Annotated in this window: 18 protein-coding genes and 1 pseudogene; 13 read left to right on the plus strand and 6 right to left on the minus strand. The window is 73.4% G+C overall.

Annotated features, from left to right (window positions below; translation table 11 throughout):
• The first annotated feature begins 34 nt into the window (after positions 1–34).
• Positions 35–181: a hypothetical protein gene (locus ACIBTX_RS31790; RefSeq protein WP_355048005.1), complete on the plus strand. Its 147-nt coding sequence runs from the start codon at positions 35–37 to the stop codon at positions 179–181.
• Between the two features lie 57 nt (positions 182–238).
• Here ACIBTX_RS31790 and ACIBTX_RS31795 read toward each other — a convergent pair whose 3' ends face one another.
• Complete coding sequence (locus ACIBTX_RS31795) at positions 239–1,738, minus strand: FAD-dependent monooxygenase (protein ID WP_357169103.1); 1,500 nt, start codon at positions 1,736–1,738, stop codon at positions 239–241.
• A gap of 122 nt (positions 1,739–1,860) precedes the next feature.
• On the minus strand, positions 1,861–2,481 hold the full coding sequence (locus ACIBTX_RS31800) for a TetR family transcriptional regulator (protein WP_357169106.1): 621 nt from the start codon (positions 2,479–2,481) through the stop codon (positions 1,861–1,863).
• 66 nt (positions 2,482–2,547) lie between these two features.
• Between ACIBTX_RS31800 and ACIBTX_RS31805 the strand changes: the two genes are divergently transcribed.
• The 3 genes from ACIBTX_RS31805 to ACIBTX_RS31815 are packed head-to-tail and all read left to right on the plus strand — an operon-like array spanning position 2,548 to position 4,630.
• Positions 2,548–2,685 (plus strand): hypothetical protein, encoded by a 138-nt coding sequence (locus ACIBTX_RS31805; protein ID WP_357125370.1) that lies wholly within the window; start codon positions 2,548–2,550, stop codon positions 2,683–2,685.
• 60 nt (positions 2,686–2,745) lie between these two features.
• A complete protein-coding gene (locus ACIBTX_RS31810; RefSeq protein ID WP_357169109.1) occupies positions 2,746–3,621 on the plus strand; it encodes an endonuclease/exonuclease/phosphatase family protein in 876 nt (291 codons plus the stop codon).
• A 55-nt stretch (positions 3,622–3,676) separates the two neighbouring features.
• Entirely contained in the window at positions 3,677–4,630 is a 954-nt protein-coding gene (locus ACIBTX_RS31815; RefSeq protein WP_357169112.1) for a cyclase family protein, read from the plus strand.
• A 25-nt stretch (positions 4,631–4,655) separates the two neighbouring features.
• On the opposite strand, the gene ACIBTX_RS31820 is transcribed toward ACIBTX_RS31815, so the two are convergent.
• Positions 4,656–6,893, minus strand: coding sequence for a tetratricopeptide repeat protein (locus ACIBTX_RS31820; RefSeq protein WP_357169115.1), 2,238 nt, complete (start codon positions 6,891–6,893; stop codon positions 4,656–4,658).
• 170 nt (positions 6,894–7,063) lie between these two features.
• Between ACIBTX_RS31820 and ACIBTX_RS31825 the strand changes: the two genes are divergently transcribed.
• The 3 genes and pseudogenes from ACIBTX_RS31825 to ACIBTX_RS31835 all read left to right on the plus strand — a co-directional run.
• Entirely contained in the window at positions 7,064–7,774 is a 711-nt protein-coding gene (locus ACIBTX_RS31825) for a ThuA domain-containing protein (RefSeq protein ID WP_357169118.1), read from the plus strand.
• Complete coding sequence (locus tag ACIBTX_RS31830) at positions 7,744–8,850, plus strand: Gfo/Idh/MocA family oxidoreductase (protein ID WP_357125386.1); 1,107 nt, start codon at positions 7,744–7,746, stop codon at positions 8,848–8,850. Before ACIBTX_RS31825 ends, ACIBTX_RS31830 begins: the two co-directional genes overlap by 31 nt.
• A gap of 194 nt (positions 8,851–9,044) precedes the next feature.
• Positions 9,045–9,359: pseudogene (locus ACIBTX_RS31835) on the plus strand (VanZ family protein); the annotation flags it as partial.
• Positions 9,360–9,422: 63 nt separating this feature from the next.
• Here the strand turns inward: ACIBTX_RS31835 and ACIBTX_RS31840 are convergent.
• On the minus strand, positions 9,423–10,406 hold the full coding sequence (locus ACIBTX_RS31840) for an NAD(P)-dependent alcohol dehydrogenase (RefSeq protein WP_357125389.1): 984 nt from the start codon (positions 10,404–10,406) through the stop codon (positions 9,423–9,425).
• A 103-nt stretch (positions 10,407–10,509) separates the two neighbouring features.
• Between ACIBTX_RS31840 and ACIBTX_RS31845 the strand changes: the two genes are divergently transcribed.
• From ACIBTX_RS31845 to ACIBTX_RS31870, 6 genes are all read left to right on the plus strand, one after another.
• A complete protein-coding gene (locus ACIBTX_RS31845) occupies positions 10,510–11,226 on the plus strand; it encodes a TetR/AcrR family transcriptional regulator C-terminal domain-containing protein (RefSeq protein ID WP_357125392.1) in 717 nt (238 codons plus the stop codon).
• A gap of 112 nt (positions 11,227–11,338) precedes the next feature.
• A complete protein-coding gene (locus ACIBTX_RS31850) occupies positions 11,339–12,793 on the plus strand; it encodes an alkaline phosphatase PhoX (RefSeq protein ID WP_357169121.1) in 1,455 nt (484 codons plus the stop codon).
• A gap of 215 nt (positions 12,794–13,008) precedes the next feature.
• Positions 13,009–15,585 (plus strand): class III lanthionine synthetase LanKC, encoded by a 2,577-nt coding sequence (lanKC, locus tag ACIBTX_RS31855; RefSeq protein WP_357169124.1) that lies wholly within the window; start codon positions 13,009–13,011, stop codon positions 15,583–15,585.
• A gap of 5 nt (positions 15,586–15,590) precedes the next feature.
• Positions 15,591–15,710 carry a SapB/AmfS family lanthipeptide gene (locus ACIBTX_RS31860; protein ID WP_013734295.1) on the plus strand — a complete coding sequence of 40 codons (120 nt, stop codon included), beginning with the start codon at positions 15,591–15,593 and terminating at the stop codon, positions 15,708–15,710.
• Positions 15,711–15,786: 76 nt separating this feature from the next.
• Complete coding sequence (locus ACIBTX_RS31865; RefSeq protein ID WP_357125401.1) at positions 15,787–17,514, plus strand: ABC transporter ATP-binding protein; 1,728 nt, start codon at positions 15,787–15,789, stop codon at positions 17,512–17,514.
• Positions 17,515–18,320: 806 nt separating this feature from the next.
• Positions 18,321–19,268, plus strand: coding sequence for an ATP-binding cassette domain-containing protein (locus ACIBTX_RS31870; RefSeq protein ID WP_396833385.1), 948 nt, complete (start codon positions 18,321–18,323; stop codon positions 19,266–19,268).
• A gap of 10 nt (positions 19,269–19,278) precedes the next feature.
• On the opposite strand, the gene ACIBTX_RS31875 is transcribed toward ACIBTX_RS31870, so the two are convergent.
• Positions 19,279–19,863, minus strand: coding sequence for a response regulator transcription factor (locus ACIBTX_RS31875; protein ID WP_357125408.1), 585 nt, complete (start codon positions 19,861–19,863; stop codon positions 19,279–19,281).
• A 110-nt stretch (positions 19,864–19,973) separates the two neighbouring features.
• Positions 19,974–20,579, minus strand: coding sequence for a response regulator transcription factor (locus ACIBTX_RS31880; RefSeq protein WP_357125411.1), 606 nt, complete (start codon positions 20,577–20,579; stop codon positions 19,974–19,976).
• Positions 20,580–20,757: the final 178 nt, after the last annotated feature.

Raw genomic sequence — 20,757 nt, forward strand, 5'->3', positions numbered from 1 at the left:
CGTTTTTCTTACCCCCCTTACTGAGGAGACCTCCATGTCCGCCCAGGCATTTCTCTACATCATCGCCGTCATCCTGATCGTGCTCGCGGCCCTGCCCCTGCCCACCCGGGGCATCTCGTTCGCGCTGCTCGGCGCCGCCTGCGCGCTGCTCGCCTACGCCTGGCCGGTGATCACCAACTGATCCCGCGCTGTGGACAGCCGGTGGCCGGGAGCGCGAGGCGTTCCCGGCCACCGATGGTCAGAGCGGCCGGCCGAAGTGGCGGGTGAGCGCGGCGCGCAACGTGCAGGCGTCCCCGGCCGACCAGGCGACGAAGCAGTCGGGGCGGACCAGCAGCCCGGTCGCGGTCGTGCCCTCCAGGTGGCCGGTGACCACGTCCACCCGGTCCCGCCAGGGTGCGGCGACCTCGGCCCAGGCGCCCGTGGAGTCCAGCAGCAGCGGCCGGGCGCCGCGGGTCAGCTCGGCGAGTCGTACGACGCCCCGGTCGCCGTGCACGACCACGTCGGGGGCGGACCGGCCGGCCATCGGGTCGGCGGGATCGGCGGGGTAGCGGATGTCCGCGCCGGACATCAGCGCCGCGATGTGCCCGGTCACCTCCGGTATCCGCAGTAGTTCGCCGAAGAGTTCCCGCAGCCCGGTGATCTCCTCGCCGGGACCGATCAGCGCCGACTGTGCCTCGGTGGACATGACGACCCGCTCGGCGACCGGACGACGTTCGGTCTCGTACGTGTCGAGCAGACCCTCCGGCGCCCAGCCGCGCACGGTGGCGGCGAGCTTCCACCCCAGGTTCACGGCGTCCTGCAGGCCGAGGTTGAGGCCGGGGCCACCGATGGCGGGGTGCACGTGCGCGGCGTCGCCGACCAGCAGCACCCGACCGGCGCGGTAGCGGGCGGCGATCCGGGTGTTGCGACCGGTCAGCCGGCGGAGCAGGCCGGGGCCGTCGGGTGGACCGAGAGGCACGTCGACGCCGAGCACCCGGGTGACGCTGGCGCGCAGCTCGGCCAGGCTCATCGGGGTCTCGTCGCTCGTCGGCGCGTCGGGCCACTCCGTGGTGCTGACCAGCGCCGGCCGGCCGGGGAACGGGGCCCAGGCGATCAGGCCGCGCGGCGTGCGGGTGTGCAGGAACGGCGGCACGACCCCGTAGCCGGGGGCGAGCAGGCCGCCGGTCTCGGGGTCGAGGAACGACGCGGGGACGGTCACCGTCGCGGTACGGGAGACCGACCGGTCGTTGGTGACGCCGGGGAAGTCGATGCCGGCGGTACGGCGTACCCGGCTGCGGCCGCCGTCCGCGCCGACGACGAAGCGGGCGGTGAGCCGCGTACCGTCGGCGAGGTCGACCTCGACCGCGTCGGGCCGTTGGCGCAGGTCGACGACCTCGTGGCCGCGGCGCAGGTCGACGCCGAGTTCGGCGGCGCGGGCGGCGAGGGCGGCTTCGAGCTGGGCCTGCGGCACGCCGAGCACGTAGTGCGGGTTGTCCGTGAGCACCGTGAGGTCCAGCGGGAACGCGCCGAAGGTGAAGGCGGGTTGCGGGGACGGCGGGTTGCTGTCGCCGCTGAGGCGCGCGTACAGGCCGCGCCGGTCGAGGAGGCGGACGACCTGGCCGACGAGGCCGTTGGCGCGGGGCTCGCCGCCGGGCGTCGGGTGGCGTTCGAGGACGACGGGGTGGACACCGGCGAGAGCCAGTTCGCAGGCGAGCATCAGGCCGTTGGGGCCGGCGCCGACGATGAGGACGTCGATCACGGTCGTGATCCCTTCGGGGCGTGCGTCGTCGCCACGGCGGGCGCGGCGTACGACCGGCCCGCCGCGGGGTGTGACGCGGCTGAGGATGGTGGGTGAGGGGTGCCCGGGTGCGGGCCGGCGCGTCAGCGGGGCGGCGCGGGGAGGCCGGCGGCGACCTGGGCGAAGGCGTCGGTGATGAGGTGTTCGATCGGAGTGGGCGGGTCGGCGCTGTCGAGGTAGTGCTGCATGGCGACGGCGACGGCCGCGCTGGCAGCGGCCGCGACGAGCCTCGGGTACATGTCGGTGGCGAGGTCGGTCCCGGTGCGTTCGGCGACCGCGTTGGCCAACTCGGCCTCGGCGGTCGCGACGGCGCGCAGGCGCTCGCCCTGGAGGGCGGGCTCGGCGAGCATGGTGCGGACGCCGGCCACCCACTGGGCGTGCGCGGGGGAGGGCATCGCCTCGACCTCGGGGCCGCGCGTGAACTGCGCCAGCGCGGCCTGGGTGAGCGCGGCCCACAGCGGCTCGTCGGCGGGGCGTTCGCGCAGCGCGGCGGCGGTGCGCAGGCTGCGGTCGAGGTGGCGGGAGGCGATGGCCTCGGCCTTGCTGGAGAAGTAGTTGTTGAAGGTACGCGGGGAGACGCCGGCCGCCTCGGCGATGTCCTCGACGCGGACGTTGTCGTAGCCGCGCTCGGCGGTGAGGTGGATCGCGGCCCAGCCGAGCGCCGCCCGCGTCTCGGCCTTCTTGCGCTCCCGCAGCCCCGTCATGCCACCACCCTAGCACTTCTTGCGTGCCACGCAAAGATGCGTGACACGCAAGAAATCTGAGCTCCCGTGCTCACCTCTGACGGTGAACGCGTCATCGCCGCACAGGCGGTGGTGCTGGCCGACCCGCAGGGCTGGACCCCCACCGGCCCGCGACCCCAAGCTGTCGCCTCCGCGTACTTCCGCGTTCGGCATCAGGTCGACTGAGATCGATAGAGTGCGCCGACCGCCACCGACGGCGGTCCTCACGTGTGCGAAGGGGAGTCGATGCCGACGACAACACGCCGCCCAGCCCGCGCCCTTGGTGCTCTCGCGGCCGCCATCGCGCTGGTGGCGGCCCTGCTGCCGGCCACACCGGCGGCCGCCGCGACCACGGCCTTCCGGGCGGCGACGCTGAACATCTACAACGGGTTGAGCCAGGCCGACTTCGCGCACGACCTGAACCTGATCGCGTCCCGGGCGGACCTCGTCGGTCTCAACGAGGTCGGCAACCGCAAGGACTTCCTGGAGAACTGGGCCGCCGACAACGGATGGTGGTTGTACGCGCCGGGCGGCACCAACCAGGCCGGCGAGGCACTGATCGCCCGCCGGAGCATGTTCGACGTACGGGACAAGGGCTCGATCTTCGTATGTGACACCAACGGCCCGGGCGAGGTGCCGCCCGCGCGGTACAACAACTGGGTCACGTACCGCCACAAGGCCAGCGGTCGGACCGTGACACACATCAACGCCCACGCGGTGGCCGGCATCGAAGACGCCGGCCGGCCGGAGGACCTGCCGCGCACCCGGTGCGCCGAGGCGCAGTTCCAGGGACTCAAGGACCTGGCGGTCGACAAGCAGGGCGGAGGCCAGGTCATCGTGAGCGGTGACCTCAACGTCGACTTCAGCGCCGACCGCGCCTTCGGGTACGCGAAGTTCCCGTGGCGGGTCTTCGAGGCCAACGAACTGCCCAACCTGCGCTCCAACTACAACCTGTACGGCGAGAAGGGCACCGGTACGCACGGCAACCGGCACATCGACTACATCTACTTCTGGAAGCGGCTGCCCGAGTACCAGCTCATGTGGATGACCGGATACGACATCGTCGGCGGCACCGCGTCCGACCACAACGGCGTCGTCGCCACGTTCACCATCCAGACCTGACGCGCCGGGGGATACCCTGCCTGGGATGCAGGAAGGCCGGACAGGAGGTGCCGCGATGACGGCAGAGCGGGCGTTGCCGACGCAGGAGGACGTGCTCGGATACTTCGACAAGCTGTCGAACTGGGGCCGGTGGGGCGACGACGACGAGCGCGGCACGCTGAACCACATCACCGACGACGTCCGACTGGCGGCGGCGCGGGCCGTGCGCCGTGGCAGGAGTGTGTCCTGCGCGTGGGAGGTCACCGTGCCGGGGGAGATGGAACGGTCGACGACGACGTGCCCGTACGCCGTGGAGATGCCGGGCGCCGAGAACATGCCGGCCGCCTTCCACGCCGACCGGCGCTGGGGCTTCTCGAACGAGCGACTCGGCATCACGTACCACGGCAACACCATCACCCACCTCGATTCGCCGTGCCACATCTTCTGGGACGGCGCGATGTACAACGGGCGGTCCCACTCGCTGGTCGACGAGGCGGCGGGCTCGGCGTGGGCGGCCGTCACGGCGGCGGCGGACGGCATCATCACCCGCGGTGTCCTGCTGGACGTCGCCGGGGCCCGCGACGTCCCCTGGTGGGAACCGGGCCAGGGGGTGTTCCCCGACGACCTCGAAGAGGCCGAGCGCCGCCAGGGCGTACGGGTGGGTGTCGGCGACGCGGTGCTCCTGCGTACCGGCCACGGGCGCTTCCGGCGCGAGGGGCGCTCGGCCACCGGTTTCGCGCAGACCGGTTGGCACGCGTCCTGCCTGCCGTGGCTCCACGAGCGCGGCGTCGCGCTGATCGCCGCCGACTCCCCGCAGGACGTCCAGCCCTCGGGGTACGACGACGTGTTGATGCCCGTGCACGCCGTCGGTCTCGTCGCGATGGGTCTCTGGCTGCTCGACAACTGCGACCTGGAGGCGTGCGCGACGACCGCCGCCGAACTCGGCCAGTGGGACTTCCAGCTCGCCGTCGCACCGGTCCGCTTCGCCGGCACGTCCGGCAGCCCGGTCAACCCGATCGCCACGTTCTGACCGGTACGCGGGGCACCTGGGGCCCTCAGCGCGGCTGCGCGAGTTTGGCGTCGAGCGCCCCGGTGTCGGCCTCGCCGAGCGAGGAGAGGATGTCCCGCGCCCGCTGCCACGCCAGGTGGGCCGACGGGGCGTCGCCGGCGGCCAGGTGAGCGTCGCCGAGACTCACCAACGCGTCCGCCTCCAACCGGCGGTGACCGATCTCGCGGCGCAGGCGGACAGCGTGCCCGTAGCAGGTGACCGCGTCGGTGAACGCGTCGAGCTGAAGGTGCGACTGCCCGAGGCTGCCCCAGGTGATCGCCTGCCCGAGCACGTTCTCCGCCGACGTGAACAGGGCCAGCGCCTGCTGGCAGCTCTCGATCGCGGCGTGGTGGTCGCCGAGCTGGCCCTGGGACCAGCCCACCGCGTTCAGCGCGAAGGCCTGGCCGGTGACGTGGCCGGCCTGCCGGTGCAGCCGCAGCGCCTCCCGGGCGTGGCCGAGGGCCAACTCGGGCTCGCCCGTCTGGTCGCGGATCCAGCCGAGGTTCAGCTCGGCGCGGGCCTGCCCGGCGAGGTCGTCCAGCCGCCGGTACCGGTCGTACGCCAGCTCCAGGTGGCGCTGCGCGTCCGCGTACCGGTGCAGCGCGATGCCGGCGAAGCCGAGCACCCCGTGGGCGTACGCCTCGGCCCGGTCGTCGGCCAGCCGGACGGCCGCCGACAACGCCGCCCGCAGGCTGCCGGTCCAGTCTTCCCAGTAGCCGCGCTGGTTGAGATAGGTGGTGATCGCCCAGGCCAGGTGGCACGTGTGACGGTCGAAACCGTGGTCGGCGGCCAGCCGCAGCGCCGAGAGCAGCACCGGGTGCTCGTCGGTGAACCACGCCAGCGCCGCGTCCCGGTCGGCCAGTGGCACCGGCGCGACCCCCGGCCCCGGCGGGTCGATCGGCAGTCGGTCCCGCTGCGAATAGAGCAGTTCGTCGGCGGCGTACGCGACGCCGAGGTAGTGGTCGAGCAGGCGGGTACGGGCCGCGTGACGGTCCGCCTCGCCGTCCTCGACCGCCGTCAGCTCGGCGGCGTAAGCGCGCAGCAGGTCGTGGTACGTGAACCGGCCGGGCCGGTGCTCGTTGAGCAGGTGGGCCCGGGTCAGCTCGGTCAGGTGGCGGTGGGCCCGCGCGGGCGTGATCCCGGCGAGGCTGGCCGCCGCCGCGACGGCGAAGTCCGGGCCCGGATGCACGCTCAGCAGCCGGAACAGCCCGGCGGTGGCCGGGTCGAGCGTCCGGTACGACCAGGACATGACCAGCCGCAGGTCGGTGACGGGTTCACCGCCGTCGAAGGCGTCGAGGCGATCGGCCTCCGGGCGCAGGTGCGCGGCCAGGTCCGTCAACCGGAACCCACTGTGGATCGCCGCGCGGGCGGCCACGACCGACAGCGCCAGCGGCAGCCCGGCGGAAGCGCCGACGATGGCGTCGACGGCCTCGGGCTCGGCGGCCACGCGTTCCGCGCCGAGGCGTCGGGTCAGCAGCGCGCGGGACTCGGCCCCGGACATGACGTCCAGGGTGACCGGATGGGCGCCGTTCACGCTGACCAGGCCCAGGAACTGGTGGCGGCTGGTGACGAGGACGAAGCAGCCCGGCGCTCCCGGCAGCAGCGGGCGTACCTGGTCGGCGTCGCCGGCATTGTCCAGCACGACGAGCACCCGTCGGCCGGCCAGCAGGCTCCGGTACCGGGCGACCTGCTCGTCCAGCCCGGTCGACGGGCGGGCCGCCGGTCCCGCGAGAGCGTTGACGAACCCGGCGAGCGCCGTGCTCGGACTGAGCGGGACGCCGCCCGGGTCGAAGCCGCGCAGGTTGACGTAGAGCTGGCCGTCGGGGAAGTGCGCGGCGACGCGGTGCGCCCAGTGCGCCGCGAGCGCGGTCTTGCCCACCCCGGCGGTGCCGGAGACGATCGCGAGCCCCATCGCGGTCGGCTGATCCACCGACCGGGCCAGGATCTCGTCGAGGCGGGCCAGCGCGCCCTCGCGGCCGACGAAGCCGAAACCGTCCGCCGGCAACTGCGCCGGAACGCCACTGGACGGGGGTGGGGTGGGGGCCCCGGCGAGGAAACGGTCCCGTCTCGACCCCTGTAGACCGAAGGCGTCGGCGAGCAACAGCATCGTCGCGGGACGCGGTCGGGCGATCCGCCCGGCCTCCAGGTCCCGCAGGTGACGGACCGACAGCCCGGTCTTCGCGGCCAGATCCTCCTGGGTCAACGCGCTGCTGCGCCGAAGCTCCTGCACGGCCTCCCCGAACACGGAATCACCGTATCGACGGCGCTGAGCGTGGACAATCGGCCATCCGACGTACGATCCGGCACGCACCGCGCCGTGCCGTGACACGGCCGCACGGGTACGGTTTCGATGCCCGACAAACGCCGGGGCGGCAGCGGTCGGCCCGGTGGCGACGGACGGTGGAAGGAGCGACGGTGACGCAGCTGAGAGCACTTGTGGTCCGAGGCGGATGGGAAGGGCACCAGCCGGTCAAGGCGACCGAGTTGTTCATCCCCTTCCTCGAACGCAACGGCTACGCGGTACGGGTCGAGGAGTCGACGGAGATCTACGCCGATGCCGACGAGTTGGCCGGCACCGACCTGATCGTGCAGTGCATGACGATGTCGGAGATCACCTCGGCCCAGGTGGCCGGACTCGCCGCGGCGGTCGTCGCCGGCACGGGCTTCACCGGCTGGCACGGCGGCATGGTGGACGCGTTCCGTGCCTCGGCGGAGTACCTGCACCTGGTGGGCGGCCAGTTCGCCACCCACCCGGGCAAGGAGCCGTGCGAGCGCCACGGTGGGGAGGAGGACAACTTCCTGCCGCACAGCGTGCGCGTCACCGACCTCGGCCGGGAACACCCGATCACCGCCGGCATCGAGGACTTCGACCTGGTCAGCGAGCAGTACTGGGTGCTGCACGACGACCTGATCGACGTCCTGGCCGTCACCACCCACCCCACGCGGGAGTGGCATCCGTGGCACCGGTCGGTCACCTCGCCGGCGATCTGGACCCGCCGCTGGGGCGCGGGCCGCGTCGTCGTGACAACTCCGGGCCACAACCTCGACGTGCTGGAGCACCCGTCGGTACGTACCGTCATCGAGAGGGGGATGGTGTGGGCGACCCGCACGGCGTCGGCATCGTAGGTCTCGGGGTCATCTCCCGCGCGTACCTGGACACCCTCGCGCACCACCCCGCGGTGCGGATCGCCGCGCTGGCCGACCTCGACGAGTCCCGGTCGGCCGCGGCGGCGGCCACGGTCCCCGGCAGTGCGGCGATGAGCGTCGAGCGCCTGCTCGCCCACCCGGACGTGCACACGGTGCTCAACCTGACGATCCCCGCGGCGCACGCCGACGTCTCACGCGCCGCGATCGACGCCGGCAAGAACGTGTACGTCGAGAAGCCGCTCGCCGTGACGTTCCCGGACGGCCGCTCGATCGTCGACCGCGCCGCCTCGGCGGGCGTCCACATCGGATGCGCGCCGGACACCGTCCTGGGCACGGGCACGCAGACGGCGCGTGCGGCGATCGACGACGGCCTGATCGGCCGCCCGATGTCCGCGACGGCCGTCATGGTCACGGCCGGTCACGAGCGCTGGCACCCGCACCCGGACTTCTACTACACCCCCGGCGGTGGCCCCCTGTTCGACATGGGGCCGTACTACATCTCGGCGCTCGTGCACCTGCTCGGGCCGGTCCGCGCGGTGGTCGGGGCCGCCAGCCGCCTGCGCTCCGAGCGCGTCATCGGTTCGGGCCCACGCGCCGGTGAGCACATCCCGGTTCGGGTGGACACCCACGTCACCGGCGTCCTCGAACACGTCGACGGCGCGCTGTCCACGATCACCACGAGCTTCGACGGCATCGCGACGACCGCCGCGCCCATCGAGGTCCACGGGGAGACCGGCACGCTCGCCGTGCCGGACCCGAACTACTTCGACGGCGAGGTCCGCCACTTCGCGCTCGGTGGCGACGAGTGGCGTGCCCTCCAGGCGCGCGCCGGGTACGCCGAGAGCGGCCGGGGGATCGGCCTGCTCGACTTCGTCCTGGCCGATGACCAGCGTGCGCCCCGCGCCGGTGGCGACGTCGCCCTGCACGTCCTTGAGACGATGACCGCGCTGCTGGAGTCGGCGGCGCAGGGCCGCCGGATCGAGCTGACGACGACGCCGCGCCGACCCGTGCCCGTGCCGCTCACCCCGGCGACGCAGTGGAAGGGCGTCGGATAGCCATGCTCCGGGGCTGGCACGGCTGGTTCGGCACCTTCACCGGCGTCGCCCTCGTCACGGTGGTCGTCCTGCCGCTGGCCGCGCTGGCGGTGTGGGCCCTGGCGCGTCGTCGGCGGGCCGCCGGTGACCCGCACGCGTGGCGCAAGTCGGCGGCGGAGGTCGGCATCGCCTACGGGACGGTGCCGTGGGTGTGGATGATCCTCCTGCCGGGGTCGGCGGCCGGCGTCGTCGCCGGTCGGGTGAACCTCGTGCCGCTACGCGATCTGATCACGATCGTCGTCGATGGTGGCCCGTCGAGGGCGACGGGCCAGATCGTCGGCAATCTGCTGGTGTTCGCGGCGCTGGGGTTCTTCGCCCCGCTGCGGTTCGCGGCGTTGACGTCGGTGCGCCGGGTTCTGCTGCTCGGGGCGGGCTGCTCGGTCCTGGTGGAGGCCGCGCAGTACGTCCTGCGGCTCGACCGGGTGTCCTCGGTGGACGACGTGCTGCTCAACGCCGCCGGTGCGGGTCTGGCCGCGCTGGCGTCGCGACGCTGGTGGACGTCCGTACCGGCGGATGCGGTCGCGCGGCGGACGTCAGATGGTGATGACGACCTTGGCCCGCGCGTGTTCGCCCTCGACGTACCGGATGGCGTCGGGCACCTCGTGCAGCGGGTACGTCCGGTCGACGACCGGGGTGAGGCGGCCGGCCTCGACGTGGGCGCGGAGCGTGTCGAGGTGCTGCCGGCCCGGCGTCGTGGTGAGCGTGACGATGCGCTGCCGGACCAGCGGCGCGAGTAGTCGTCCGCGCGCGATCAGCCACACCGGCCCGACGAGGCTGCCGCCGCCGTACACGCCGCCGCCGGAGAGCACCAGCGTCCCGGTCGGTGTCAGCGCGCGCCGCAGGTCGGTGAGGGAGCGGTTGCCGACCAGGTCGAGCACGACGTCGTGGCGGCGTGAGCCGTCGGCGAAGTCGTCCCGGCGGTAGTCGACGACGTCGTCGGCGCCGAGGGAGCGGACCAGGTCGACGTTGCGGGTGCTGCAGACCCCGGTCACGGTCGCGCCGAGCGCCTTGCCCAGTTGCACCGCGAGGGTGCCGACGCCGCCCGAGGCGCCGTTGACGAGCAGGCGCTGACCGGGCTCGACCCGCCCGACGTCGCAGAGTCCCAGGAGCGCCGTGGTGCCGGCCAGTGGCAGGGCCGCCGCCTGCTGGGGGGTCAGGTTCGTCGGCAGCTGTGCGACCTGCGTCTGGGGCACGCACGCGTACTCGGCGAACGCGCCGTTGGCGTCGCCGAGGTCGCCGAAGACCGCGTCGCCCACCCGGATGTCGCGTACGTCGGCCCCGACGGCCTCGACGCGGCCGGCGATGTCCCGGCCGCGGATGCGTGCGCGGGGCCGCGACAGGCCCATCGCCAACCGCGCCATCCGGGGATCGCCGCGCATGGCGTGCCAGTCGTACGCGTTGAGCGAGGCGGCCCGCACCCGCACGAGCACGTCGTTCGGGGCGGGTGTCGGCGTGTCGACGTCGCCGAGAACGAGTGTTTCCGGGCCGCCGTACCGGTCCTGCACGATCGCCTTCATGGCCCCTCCCTGGGGTGTACGGCGTACACCAACGGTAAGTGTACGCCGTACACCTGTCAATGGTGGTTATCGTTCAACAACCGCCGGACAGGACGAGGACGAGATGGTCGAGCAGGCTGAGACGCTGCGCCGTACGCCGTTGAGCAGGGACCGCATCCTGCGGGCGGCCGTCGCGCTCGCCGACGAGACCGGCATCGAATCACTCAGCATGCGCAACCTCGCCCAGGACCTGGGCGTCGTGCCGATGGCTCTCTACAAGCACGTGGCCAACAAGGACGAACTGCTCGACGGCATGATCGACGTGGTCGTCGGCCAGATCGACCCACCCGAGCGCGACACCACCTGGAAGGACGCCATCCGCCGGCGCATCCTCTCGGCGCGGGCGGTGCTGCGCCGGCACCCCTGGGCGCCGCTGGCCATCGAGTCGCGGACCATGGCGACGCCGGCCGTCCTGGCCTACCTCGACTCGGTGGTCGGCACCCTCCGGGCCGGTGGGTTCTCCGCGAACCTCGCACACCACGTCATGCACACGATGGGCAGCCGGGTGCTGGGCTTCAGCCAGGAGCTGTTCGACGACTCCCGCCGCGCCGGTCGGTCCGGAGCGGCCAGCCCCGAACCCGCCGCGGCGATGCCGCCGGAGTTCGCCGCCCGGTTCCCACACCTGGCGGAGATCGCCACCGCGGCGTCCCACGACGACGAGTCGGTCGTGGGGCAGGGCTGCGATGACCAGTTCGAGTTCGAGTTCGCGCTCGACCTGCTGCTGGACGGCATCGAACGGCTGCACGAGCAGGGCTGGGCGTCACCGCGACGACCCCGGTGACGCCGTTTCTTCACCCCGATGTCACCGGTGGAGCCCACAGCTGACGCTTCGGTGTTCATCGGTGCGGGTTGGCTTTCGGCCGTCGCACTGTCTTGATCAGGAGCTGATCCCCGTGCCTTCCTCCCGTCGTACCTTCCTCGCCGGCGGCGCCGCCGCCGGTGTGGGCCTCGCCGTCGCCGGTGGCCTGCCGTCCCTGGCGCAGGCCAGCCCCGCCCGACCGCACTCGCCGGGCGGGGCTGGTCGCGTTCCCTTCCCGCCGCTGGTGGACGACCCCAAGGGGATCCTGGCCCTGCCCAAGGGCTTCCGCTACACGATCGTCACCCGTACCGGCGTCACCCGCCTCGACCGTGGTCAGGGCGTGACCCCGGCGGACCACGACGGCATGGCCGTCTACGACGCCGGACGCGGCCGCTACACCCTGATCCAGAACCACGAGATCGACCCGGGCGCCGAGTTCGGCGTACCGCACGTCAAGGGCACCGTCTACGACCCGGGCGCCGTCGACGCCGGTGGCTGCACGGTGATCACGACCGATCTCGCGGGCCGCAACCTGGGCGAGTTCGTCGCCCTCTCCGGCACCATCTCCAACTGCGCCGGCGGCCCGACCCCGTGGGGCACCTGGCTGACCTGCGAGGAGACCGAGGACCGCGCCGGCGACAGGTGGGAGGAGGGCGACCGCTCCGGCGTCTACGCCAAGGACCACGGGTACGTCTTCGAGGTCTGGGCCGACGGCAGCGCTGACCCGCGGCCGATCAAGTGTCTGGGTCGCTACTCCCACGAGGCGCTGGCGATCGACCGGGACCGCACCCACGTCTACCTCTCCGAGGACGCCGACGAGCCCAACGGCCTCTTCTACCGCTGGTCCGCGCCGCGCGGCGTGAAGCTGGGCCCGGGTGTGCTGACCCGCCTCGCGCCGGACGCCGGTGTCCTCGCCGCCATGCAGATCATCATGGACGACGGTTCCGTGCTGCCGGACGTCGCCTACCTGACCTCCGCCCAGCTCGGCCGCCCGTTCCCGGTCCGGTGGATCGAGGTGCCGGACCGCGACGCGCGGCACACCTCCGTACGCGAGCAGTTCGCCGACGGTCAGGTCACCCGTGGCCGCAAGTTCGAGGGCGTCTGGAGCACCGACGAGGGCGTGTACGTCGTCAACTCCTACGCCTGGGACGAGGGCGACCTGCCGGCCGACGCGGCGCCGCACGACGGCATGGTCTGGTTCTACAGCTTCAAGGACCAGACCATCCAGCTCGTGACGTACTTCCCGCACCAGGCCGCCGCCGAGGAGGGGACGCCGGTCAAGTACACCGACATCACCTTCGACGGCCCGGACAACGTGACGGTCACCCCGTGGGGGAGCCTCGTGCTCGCCGAGGACGGCAAGGGCGCCTCGCACGTGCTCAGCACCATCCCGGGCGGGCCGACGTACGCGATCGCCCGCAACCAGCTCAACGACTCGGAGTTCTGTGGCCCGACCTTCAGCGCCGACGGGAAGGTGCTGTTCGTCAACATGCAGGACCCGGGCCTGACCCTGGCGATCACCGGCCCGTGGGAGAAGTACCTGGGCTGACGACGTGCGCGACGACAGGTGGGGATCGGGCGACGGCCCGGTGCCCACCTGTCGTCTTTTCAAACCTCGGCAGTGCCTGACTATTGTCACGAGTTCGTGTGCACCTCGCATCACGGTCGGTGACTTAGCGCACTGGAGCCCACCGGGCCCCGTCGATGAGACTCGATGCAACGCCGGACGACAGCAGCCGGCCGGAATCGAGAGGCGGCGGGACAGTGGACGAACGCTACGACAGCTACTGCGCCGCGGATCGCCTGTTCTACGACTCGCTCGGCAGCGCCGTCGCGCAGCCGGTCTTTCCGGCCGCCGAGCGGGACATCCCGACCGGCTGGCGTCGTGAGCCGCTCGACGACTGGCTGATCTACGCCCCGGACGGCGGTTCGCTGCCGCAGCAGGGCTGGAAGATCCACGTGTCGGCGGGTCTGGCGAACGCCGAGCGCGTGTTGGACGCCGTCTGGGACTACTGCGTACCCCGGGGCCTGTCCTTCAAGTTCCTCCGAGGGCCCCGCACACTGCTGCTGCGCAACTCCAAGTACGCCTCCCGGGCCGCCAGCGGCAAGTTCGTCACCGTCTACCCGCGCGACGAGGCGGAGCTGGAGCTGGTCTGCAAGGAGCTCGACGAGCTGCTCACCGGCGAGTCCGGGCCGTACATCCTCAGCGACCTGCGCTATGGCGCCGGCCCGATCCACGTGCGCTACGGCGGCTTCGCCGCCCGCTACTGCCACTCGCCCGACGGTCAGGTGGTGCCGGCGATCGAGGACGACTCCGGCACGCTGGTGCCGGACCGGCGCGATCCCGTCTTCCACGTGCCGTCCTGGGTCACCCTGCCCGACTTCCTCGGCCCGCACCTCGCGGCGCGCAGCGGCACCAGCACCGACCAGGTGCCGTACCGGATCGAACGGGTGATCCACTTCTCCAACGGCGGTGGCCTGTACGTGGGCCGCGACCTGCGCACCGACACCGAGGTCGTGCTGAAGGAGGCCCGGCCGCACGCCGGCCTCGACGCCGACGGCGCCGACGCCGTAGCCCGGCTGGCCCGCGAGGCCGACGCCCTGCGGCAACTCGCCGACCTGCCCCAGGTGCCCCGGGTGCACGACGAGTTCGAGCTGGGCGAGCACCGGTTCCTCGCGCTGGAGTTCATCGAGGGTCGACCGTTGAACAAGGTGCTGGTCGACAGGTATCCGCTGATCGACGCGGACGCGACGGACGAGGACCGGGCGGCGTACGCCCGCTGGGCCCGGCACGTCCACGAGCAGGTCGAGTCCCTCATCGCGGCGATCCACGAACGCGGCCTGGTCTACGGCGACCTGCACCTGTTCAACATCATGATCCGTCCGGACGACCGGGTCGCCCTCGTCGACTTCGAGGTGGCCGCGCCGATCGACGGGCACCGCCGACCGGGGCTGCGCAACCAGGGCTTCGCGGCTCCCCGCGACCGGACCGGACCGGCGGTCGACAGGTACGCCCTGGCCTGCCTGCGGTTGGCGCTGTTCCTGCCGCTGACCCAGCTGGTGCGGCTCGCCCCGGCGAAGGCGGCGCACCTGGCCGACGTCATCGCCGCGAACTTTCCAGTGCCGAGGTCCTTCCTCGACCCGGCGGTCGAGGAGATAACCGGCGGCCCGCAGGTGACGGCCGCGCACGACGCACCCGTCACCCGGGACAGGCTGGCGAGCGCCATCCTGGCCAGCGCCACCCCGACACGCGCCGACCGGCTCTTCCCCGGCGACATCGAGCAGTTCCGCAGCGGCGGCCTCAACCTCGCCCACGGGGCGGCGGGAGTGCTGTACGCGCTGCACACCAGCGGCGTCGGACGGTGGCCCGAACACGAGGACTGGCTGGTACGACGGGCGACCGCGCCCCCGTCCGGCACCCGCTGCGGCTTCTATGACGGCCTGCACGGTGTCGCCCACGCCCTCGAGAGCCTCGGCCGCCGGCAGGATGCGCTGGACGTGCTCGACATCTGCCTGCGCGAGCCGCTGGACGGACTCGACCACAGCCTGGCGAGCGGAGTGTCCGGGATCGCGCTCAACCTGGCCGAGTTGGCCGCCCGTACCGGGGAGGTGTCGTTGCGCGATGCCGCGTGGCGGGCCGCCGAGCGGCTGATCGGGCAGCTGCCCGACGATCCCGGCCCGGACATCAGCGGCGGACGCCACCCGTACGCCGGGCTGCTGCGCGGCCGGACCGGACCGGCGTTGACGCTGCTGCGGCTCTACGAGCTCAGCGGCGACGAGGACCTGTTGGGGCACGCCGCCACGGCGTTGCGCCAGGATCTGCGCCGGTGCGTGCTGCGCCCGGACGGCGCCCTGGAGGTCAACGAGGGCTGGCGGACCATGCCGTACCTGGCACACGGCAGCGTCGGCATCGGACTGGTTCTCGATCAGTACCTGCGCCATCGCGACGACGACGGGTTCGCACAGGCCAGCGCGGGGATCCGCCGTGCGGCACGGTCACCGTTCTACGCGCAGACCGGGCTCTTCGCCGGCCGGGCCGGCATCATCACCTACCTCGCCGCCTCAGTTCACGACGGCGACCGCCGGGAGCTCGACGCGCAGGTGGACCGGCTGGCCTGGCACGCGCTGCCGTACCGGGAGGGGACCGCCTTCCCCGGTGAGCAGCTGCTCCGGCTCTCGATGGACTTCGGCACCGGCACCGCCGGCGTGCTGTACGCGCTGACCTGCGCGCGGGACGACAACCCGCCGGTGCTGCCCTTCCTCGCGCCCCTGCCGGGCGCGCAGAGACTCCCCCGCGACAGCGGGGGCGACCGGATCGACGAAGGAATGGAAGGGAGGTGAACGACATGGCGCTTCTGGACCTCCAGGGCCTGGAGATGGCTCCGGCCGACCGCACGGGTGGCGGTAGCCGGGCGAGCCTGCTGCTCTGCGGCGACAGCTCGCTCTCCGTCACGACCTGCAACTGATCCGTCGCACGAACGTGATCGCCCTGGGTGGGTAGACGTGCCCACCCAGGGCGACCGCGTGGCACCGGGAGGAGCGATGTCGACGTTCGACGCGGGGGACCGGTTGCTGCGGCGAACGGTCCTGGCTGGCGGCGGCTGGACCGCCGGGCTCGCGGCGGTCGCGCTCCTGGGCGCGGCCGCCGAACTGTTGCTTCCCGCGGCCCTGGGCCGCGCCGTCGACGCCGCCCTCACCGGAGGCCCGCTCTGGTGGGCGGTGGCCGCCGGCGGCCTGGTCGTCGCCCTCGTCTGCGTCGACGCCCTGACCGACCTGGCCAGCGGATTCGGCGCCGCCCGCGCCACCGCCGGACTGCGCCGCCACCTGCTGCGCCACCTGTTCGCGCTGGACGTGCGTGCCACCCGCCGGTACCCGGTGGGCGATCTCGTCGGTCGCCTGGTCGGCCAGTCCGCCGACGCGGGGCAGGCCGGCAACGCCGTGGTCCTGGCCGCCGTGGCGGTGCTGCCGCCCCTCGGCAGCGTCGTCGCGCTCGCCCTCCTGGAACCGATCCTGGGGATCACCCTGCTCGCCGGCCTCGGCCTGCTCGCCGTCCTCATGCGCGCCTTCGTGGCCGACGCCTCCGCCGCGACGGCCGGCTACCAACGGGTGCTCGGCGAAATCGCCGGCCGACTGCTGGAGTCGCTGACCGGCGCCCGGACCATCGCCGCCGCCGCCACCGTCCACCGCGAGGAGGCCCGCGTGCTGGCGGCCCTGCCGGAGCTGGGCCGGCACGGCCGACGTACCTGGGACCTGCTGGCGCGGGCGAGCGCGCGTACCGCCGCCGTGGCGCCGCTGCTGCACCTGAGCGTCGTCGCGGTCGGCGGGTACGCCCTGACGGCCGGTTGGCTCACGCCCGGTGAACTGGTCGCCGCCGTCCGGTACGCGGCCATGGGCGCCGGCCTCGGTGCGGTCCTCGCCACGCTCAACCACCTGGTGCGCAGCCGCGCCGGGGCGCACCGGGTCGCCGAACCGCTGCGACAGCCCGCCATGACGAGCGGCGACCGGCCCCTACCGCCCGGCGGCGGCGCGCTGCGACTGCGGGGCGTGCGCGTGTACGGCGATGACGGCCGGCCCATCCTGGACGGCATCGACCTGGACGTGCCGGCCGGCGCGACCGTGGCCGTCGTCGGCGCGTCCGGTGCCGGCAAGTCGACCCTCGCGGCCGTGGCGGGACGGCTGCACGACCCGGATCACGGTACGGCGCTCCTCGACGGCGTGCCGCTGCGTGACCTCGACGCGTCGGCGCTGCGCCGAGCCGTCGGCTACGCCTTCGACCAGCCGGTGCTGATCGGCGCGACGGTCCACGACGCGGTCGGCCTGGCGTTGCCGGGCGCCGTCGCGGTGCCACCGGCCGACGCGCGCCCCGCCACGCCGGCGGTTCTGCGGGCGGCCCGTCTGGCGGCGGTCGCCGACGTCATCGACCGGCTGCCCGAGGGGTACCGCACACCGCTGGTGGACGCGCCGCTCTCCGGTGGTGAGACCCAACGCCTCGGCCTGGCCCGGGCGTTCGCCGCCGAGCGGCTGCTCATCCTGGACGACGCGACGTCCAGCCTGGACACGGCGACCGAACACCGGATCACCGAAGCGATCGTCGGGCGCCCCGGCGAGCGGACCCGACTGGTGGTCACCCACCGGGCGGCGGCGGCGGCCCGCGCCGACCTGGTCGCCTGGCTGGACGGCGGTCGGCTGCGCGCGCTGGCGCCGCACCGGCGACTCTGGGCCGAGCCGGACTACCGGGCCGTGTTCGAGCCGGCCGGCGGTGGATCGTGACCCCGCTGACCGTGCGCCGGGTGACCTGGCGGGCGCTGCGGGCCCGCCGAGCTGACCTCGCCCGTCTCTGCGGGTGGTCGCTCGTCGAGGCGTTGCCGGCGCTGCTCGCCGGCCTGCTGGTCGCCCGTGCCGTGGACCACGGCTTCCTGGCCGGGCGTCTCGTCGACGGGCTGGCGTGGTTGGGGGTCCTCGCCGTGGCCGTGCTGGTCGGCGCGGCGGCGACCGGCCGGACGTACCGGAGCCTCGGCGCGGTGGTCGAGCCGTTCCGCGACGAGGTGGCCGCCCAGGTGGTGCGGGGCGCGCTCCGGGACGCCACCCGCGCGGGTGGTCGCCCGGACAGCGCGGCGATGACCCGGCTGACCCACCAGATGGAGATCGTCCGGGACACCTTCGCCGGCCTGCTGATGGTCACGCGTGGTTTCCTCTTCTCCGCCGGAGCTGCCCTGCTCGGCCTCCTCGCCCTCGCGCCGGTGGCGGCGGCGCTGGCCGCCGCGCCGCTGGTCGCCGGCCTGGCCGTGTTTCTCGCCGCTCTGCCGGCCATGGTCGCGCACCAGCGGGCGTACGTCCGCGCGGGCGAGCGGTTGGGCCAGTCGGCCGCGACGGCGCTGGCCGGTCACCGCGACGTGCTGGCCTGTGGCGCCCAGGCGCGCGTGGCGTCCGAGGTGGAGCAGCACGTGTCGGCGCAGGCCGCCGCCGAGCGCACCCTCGCCCGAATGGCGGTGATCCGTAGCCTCAGCCTCGGCATCGGCGGATGGTCACCGCTGGTGGTGCTGCTCGTGGCCACTCCGTGGCTGGTCGAGCGCGGAATGACGGCGGGCGCGGTGCTGGGGGCGCTGATCTACGTGTCCACCGGGCTGCAACCCGCCGTGCACACCCTCGTGCAGGGCCTCGGCGGCGGCGGGCTGCGCTACGCGGTCACTCTGGAGAACATCCTGCGCGTCTATCCCCACCGGCCGGCGCCCACGGGGGAGACTCCCGGCCCGCGCCGGTCGACCAGGCCGGTCGGGGGGTCACCGGCCGCCGAGGTCCGGGGACTGACCTTCCGGTACGGCCCGAGCGCCGAGCCGATCCTGCGGAACTTCTCGCTGACGCTGGCCAACGGCGATCACCTTGCCGTGGTGGGACCCAGCGGCGCGGGCAAGTCCACGCTGGCCGCTCTGCTGGCCGGGCTCGTGCCACCGCAGGAGGGCACGGTCCACCTGGCCGGTGCTCCGGTCGCCGACACCGCGCCGGCCGTCCTGGCCCGGATGCGGGTGCTGCTGCCCCAGCAGGCGTACGTCTTCACCGGCACGCTGGCCGACAACCTCCGCTACCTCCGGCCCGACGCCGACGACGACACCCTGGCGGTCGCCGTCGACGAGCTGGGCGCACGCCCCCTGGCGACCCGCCTGGGTGGCCTGGACGCGCCGGTCGTACCGGCCCAGCTCTCCGCCGGTGAGCGGCAGCTCGTCGCGGCGGTCCGGGCCTGGCTCGCGCCCGCCCCGCTGGCGGTCCTGGACGAGGCGACCTGCCATCTCGACCCGGCGCTGGAGGCGACCGTCGAGGCCGCCTTCGCTCGACGGCCCGGCAGCCTCGTCGTGGTAGCCCACCGGATCAGCTCCGCCCTGCGCGCCGATCGGGTGCTGGTCCTCGACGGCGACGCGCCAACCGTGGGGACGCACGAGCAGTTGCTGACCCGCTCGGCCACCTACCGGGCGCTCGTCGGCTGCTGGGAGGAGCCGGTGACGCCGTCCCCGGCGACCCGGCCGGCCTGACCTCCGCCGGTCAGATCCAGCCCGCCTCGCCCGCCAACCGCACCGCCTCGACCCGGGTGCGCGCACCCACCTTGCGGGCGATCCGAGCGAGGTGGTTGCGGACGGTCCCACGGCTGAGCCCGAGCGACGCCGCGACCTCGGCGACCGGTGCCCCCGCCGCCGTCAGCGTCAACACCTCCCGCTCCCGCTCGGTCAGCGGGTCGTCCGAGTGCAGGGCCGCGACGACGAGGTCCGCGTCGAGGACGGGCTCCCGGCGGGCGAGCCGGCGGATCCCGTCGACGACCCGCTGGGGGGCGGCGTCGTTGCGCAGGATGCCGACCGTCCGGGACGGGCTGAGCATCCCCCGCAGTCGGCGGGCCCGGTGCGGGTGGACCAGCATCAGGATGGGGCACAGGCCCAGGCGACCGGGCACCTCCTCCTCGACCAGATCGAGGTCGGCCACCACCACGTCCGGGCGCTGGGCATGGACGGCCGCGCGGACCGCGTCGCCGCGATCCACCTCCGCCACGACACGGATGTCGTCCTCGGCGGCGAGGACGAACGACAGCGCCCCCAACACCAGGGCCCCGTCCAGAGCGAGCAGGGTACGGATCACGACGAACCTTCCCGCGCTTGCATGACGATCACTCAACGTCAATATTCAAACACGCATTCGTCGGGGCCGCACGGCGACGGGGCGGGCCCGTGACGGACCCGCCCCGATGGCTACAACCAGCCGTTGCGCCGGGCGTGCCACACCGCTTCCAACCGGTTGCGGGCCCCGATCTTGCGCAGGATCGCCGACAGGTGGTTACGCACCGTCCCGTGGGCCAGGAAGAGGCGACCGGCGATCTCCTTGAGTGGCAGACCCTCGGCGGCCATCCGCAGCACGTCCAACTCCCGGGGCGTCAACGGCATCTCCGACGGACTGAGCACCGCCACCGCGGCCGCCGGGTCGATCGCCCGCTCCCCGGCCGCGAGCGCGCGGATCGACCGCACCAACTCGACCAGCGGGCTGTCCTTGCCGACCAGGCCGCGTGCGCCGGCCGCCAGCGCCGCCTCCACGAGGGCCGGGCTCCACCGGGGGCTCATCGCCAACACGGCGGCGTGCGGCGCCTCGGCGCTGATCCGGGCGACCACCTCCACCGGGTCGGGCAGCTCCGGTGTCAGCGCCAGCACCACCACCTGCGGCCTGCACCGGCGGACCGCCGTCAACAGTTCGCCGACGCCCTCGACGTCGGCGACCACCTCCATGTCCTCCTCACGGGACAGCGCGGCGCAGAGCGCTCCGCGCAGCAAACCCATGTCCTCGGCGACAACAACGTGGATCACCGTGTTTCTCCGATCTCAGGTGCACGTCACGACGGTCACCGAACCCGGTGTGTCCACGGGTTGGCAGCGATCGTCGTACGCGAGAAGTCGGGCGGCCATGGGCCCACCACGCCGTCAGGGCGCGTGGGCGCGGGCACCATTGACCAGGCCAGCGGGGTGGGACCGACCGCGCGGGCGA

This window comes from Micromonospora sp. NPDC049359 (assembly GCF_044466585.1).
Taxonomy (GTDB): domain Bacteria; phylum Actinomycetota; class Actinomycetes; order Mycobacteriales; family Micromonosporaceae; genus Micromonospora.